Origin of the sequence: Dietzia sp. DQ11-44 (genome assembly GCF_014145205.1) — a bacterium.
Taxonomy (GTDB): domain Bacteria; phylum Actinomycetota; class Actinomycetes; order Mycobacteriales; family Mycobacteriaceae; genus Dietzia; species Dietzia natronolimnaea.
The window spans coordinates 1-2372 of sequence record NZ_JAALEC010000022.1 but is presented as its reverse complement, the minus strand read 5'-3'; the positions used below and the strand labels follow the sequence as shown (position 1 = coordinate 2372).

Sequence of the window (2372 nt, the reverse complement as noted above, 5' to 3'; positions counted from 1 at the left end):
GCCTGCACCTTCCGCTTCGGCACCCCACACCACCGTGGCCGCCCGTACACCGACGTGCGGTTGGAGTCCGGCGACCTCGTGGTGTTCGGCGGACCGTCGAGGATGGCCTTCCACGGTGTTCCCAGGGTGTTCGACGGCACGGCGCCAGCCTGGTGCCGGGACGTGCTCGGCGCGGGGCCGGGGCGCGTCAACATCACCCTGAGGCAGACCCGCTGACCTGCCGCTGACCGGCGGGCTCGCGTGCCGGTCAGGGCCGCATCCGCCGGAAGCTCACCACGTGCCGGTCCCCGGCCAGGTCCTCACGGGGGGCGCACACCGACTCCACCTGCCGGCGGGCCTGCTCGTGGACGGGGGTGCCGGGGTCGAGGACCGAGAGGTACTCCTTGTGCTCGGCCAGCGCGGCGACGGCCGGCTCGACGAATCCCTCGACGTCCACGTAGTGGGTGGGTTCCGGTGAGGACTCGAACCACATCCGTGGGCGCCCCTCGGCGGCGTCCACGCCGACGGCGGCCACCAGGTCGTCATACGTCGCGCCCACCGCGGCACCGAACTCCATGTGATCGCTCTGGTTGGGGGCGCCGGGCGCCCACTCGGGCCCGGAATACAGGGAGATCACGATGTCCGGCCGGTGACGGCGGAGGGAATCCGCGATCGCGTCGCGGAGCCCCGAGTCGTTGACGATCCTGCTGTCGGGGAAGCCGAGGAACTCCACCTCTTCCACGCCCACGAGCGCCGAGGAGCGGCGCTGTTCCTCCTCCCGGACCGGTCCGGCGATCGAGGGGGGCATCCCCTCGATCCCCGCCTCGCCGCTCGAGGCCAGCACGTAGACGATGTGGCGACCCTCCGCGGTCCAGCGGGCCACCGCGGCGGACATGCCGTATTCGGGATCGTCGGGATGGGCGACCAGGACCAGACCGCGGGTCCAGTCGGTGGGAAAGGGCTCGGGTGGGGTCATGGGGAGAGTATTGCCGATCCGGGGTGACGAGTCGGTAGCGTCCGAACACATGGCCCTCACCGAGTGGTTGCTCTCCGCGCACGAGCGGGGCAACCCGGACACCCGTCTGGATTCCCGTCATGCCGGTGACGAGGCCTGGTCGGAGGGCAACGAGGTCCGTCCGCTCGTCCACGGGGCCACGTACTTCGGCGAGCTCTCCGACAGGATCGAGGCCACCGGACAGGGCGATCTGATCCTGTTCACCGACTGGCGCGGCAACGTCCTGCTGGACATGCGGGTGCCGCCGCGCGGGTCGCACCACCAGAAGATGGTGGTGATCCGACACGCGGACGCCCCGCGGCGGGACGTGGCCTACGTGGGCGGCATCGACCTGTGCCATTCGCGGCGGGACGACGCCCGACACCGGGGCGACCCGCAGGCGCAGTCGATGTCCGAGGTCTACGGGGTGACGCCGCCGTGGCACGACGTGCAGTGCGCCATCTCGGGACCGGCCGTGTACGACGCCGAGACGGTGTTCCGGGAACGGTGGGAGGACCCGGCGCCCCTGACGCGGTCGCGTCGCCGGTTCCGCGTGGACCGCGACCACGTGGACGTGCGCGCCGAACCGTTGCCCCCGCAGGCGCCGCCGCCGCCGGCGGTGCCGGGTGGCACGCACGTCGTCCAACTGCTCCGCACCTACGCCGGCCGGCACGGTCGACGTGCCTACCCGTTCGCACGGAGGGGTGAGCGGAGCGTCGCCCGCGGGTACGCCAAGGCGTTCGAGCGTGCCCGTGACCTCATCTACGTGGAGGACCAGTACCTGTGGTCGCGCGCGATCGCGGACTCCTTCGTGGAATCGCTCCAGCGGGACGAGGGACTGCACCTGGTCGTCGTGATGCCCCGGTGGACGGACAGCGACAACCCGGTCTCCCGTATCCCGCAGCTCCTCGGCCGGCAGCGCGCCATGAGCCGACTCGCCGCCGCGGCCCCCGGCCGGGTGGCCTTCTACGCGCCGGAGAACTCCGACGGCACCCCGGTCTACGTCCACGCCAAGGTGTGCGTCGTGGACGACACCTGGTGTTCGGTCGGCTCCGACAACTTCAGCCGGCGCTCGTGGACCCACGACTCGGAACTCTCGGCGGTGGTGGTGGACACGGCCGCGTCCGATCACAGTCCGTACGCCCGCAGACTGCGTCTGACCCTGGCCGCCGAGCACCTGGGGCGCGGCGTGGACGGTCCGGGGTATCCGGGGGACGTGTCGGAGATCGCGCACGGGGACGGCGATCCGGGCGACGACGACGACCTCGCGTGCCTGATGCACGACTGTCCGGACGCGGTGGGGACGTTTCGGACCTTCGCCGACGCGGCCGCCGCGCTCGAGGAGTGGCATCGCGGCGGTCGCCGGGGGACGCGGCCCCCGGGTCGGCTGCGTCCGCTC

At 72.1% G+C, this 2372-nt stretch carries 3 protein-coding genes; 2 read left to right on the top strand and 1 reads right to left on the bottom strand.

Annotation, left to right across the window (positions count from 1 at the left end; genetic code table 11):
- The coding region (locus G6018_RS00615; RefSeq protein ID WP_182638464.1) for an alpha-ketoglutarate-dependent dioxygenase AlkB at positions 1 to 216 on the top strand (216 nt) is incomplete at its 5' end.
- A 31-nt stretch (positions 217 to 247) separates the two neighbouring features.
- Here the strand turns inward: G6018_RS00615 and G6018_RS00610 are convergent.
- On the bottom strand, positions 248 to 955 hold the full coding sequence (locus tag G6018_RS00610) for a PIG-L family deacetylase (RefSeq protein ID WP_182638463.1): 708 nt from the start codon (positions 953 to 955) through the stop codon (positions 248 to 250).
- Positions 956 to 1004: 49 nt separating this feature from the next.
- On the opposite strand from G6018_RS00610, the gene G6018_RS00605 reads away from it, so the two are divergent.
- Positions 1005 to 2372: phospholipase D family protein (locus tag G6018_RS00605; RefSeq protein WP_182638462.1), on the top strand; the 1368-nt coding region annotated here is incomplete at its 3' end.

What these genes read in the sequence shown, in the direction of transcription:
- G6018_RS00610 (WP_182638463.1), bottom strand. Translation starts at nt 955, where the DNA reads ATGACCCCACCCGAGCCCTTTCCCACCGACTGGACCCGCGGTCTGGTC.